Genomic DNA, 828 nt, shown 5'->3' with positions numbered 1-828 from the left:
TAGATCTCTTGCGAAAGTTAATTTAAGAGCGTCCAGTTCACCATTCCAGCAATTAAATTCATTCTTAGACCAAATCGTTTCCGTCTATTTCTATAGCGTTCTGTTAATATCCGAAAATATTTAAGTTTGCCGTTGATATGTTCAATTGTGATCCTACGCCGGCTGATTTCTTGGTTGATCTGTTTTGCTATTTTGGGTAATGATAAATTCTTAGGTTTCTTGATTGGAATGAGTAACTTACTCTTAATCTGATGAAATCCTTTATAGGCTAAATCTGCCATAATACAAGGATAAATGATCATCTCCTTAAAATACTTACGCGCAATCGTCAGATCATGTTTTCTGCCACTTTCGACCTGTATACTTACAATTTGCTTTAGTCTTGGGTTAAAAATGACCTGTGTTTTTAGCGTATGTTTCTTCTTTTTACCACTATAGAATTTTCTTTGTTTTTTTGGGATGCTCAATCTGTGACTCAGTGACATCAACGATCACATAATCCCCCTCACTAAACTTTTGATTCCTTTTAGGCAATGCGAAAATCCGTGATTGAATCAGAGCATTTTCAACTTTATGAATAGTACGATTCACATTGCTTTCAGCTAGGTTATAGTCAGCGGATAACTCAATTTGAGTTCTATAACAGCGTAAGTAATTTAAAGTTAACAACAATTGATCCTCTAAACACAACGAATGAGGTCTTCCAGATTTTTTCTTGGCAAGTTCAGCGTGTTGTAACACCGATACCATTTTTAAGAATAATGGACGAGGAACTCCAACGAGTCGTTTAAATTCCCCATCATTAAATCGAGTTAAATTTTCATATTT

At 34.8% G+C, this 828-nt stretch carries 1 protein-coding gene; it reads right to left on the bottom strand.

The window, feature by feature from the left end; translation table 11 throughout:
• Window positions 1-17: 17 nt before the first annotated feature.
• A protein-coding gene (locus NI464_RS15760) for an IS5 family transposase (protein WP_253139546.1) occupies window positions 18-828 on the bottom strand; the annotation gives its coding sequence in 2 pieces (ribosomal slippage) (window positions 18-443 and window positions 445-828; 810 coding nt annotated over the 2 pieces). This gene is flagged as partial in the annotation.

Origin of the sequence: Acinetobacter lwoffii, assembly GCF_024129685.1 — a bacterium.
Taxonomy (GTDB): domain Bacteria; phylum Pseudomonadota; class Gammaproteobacteria; order Pseudomonadales; family Moraxellaceae; genus Acinetobacter; species Acinetobacter lwoffii_X.
Note: the sequence above shows the minus strand (reverse complement) of the source record. Positions and strands in the feature narration are given on the sequence as shown.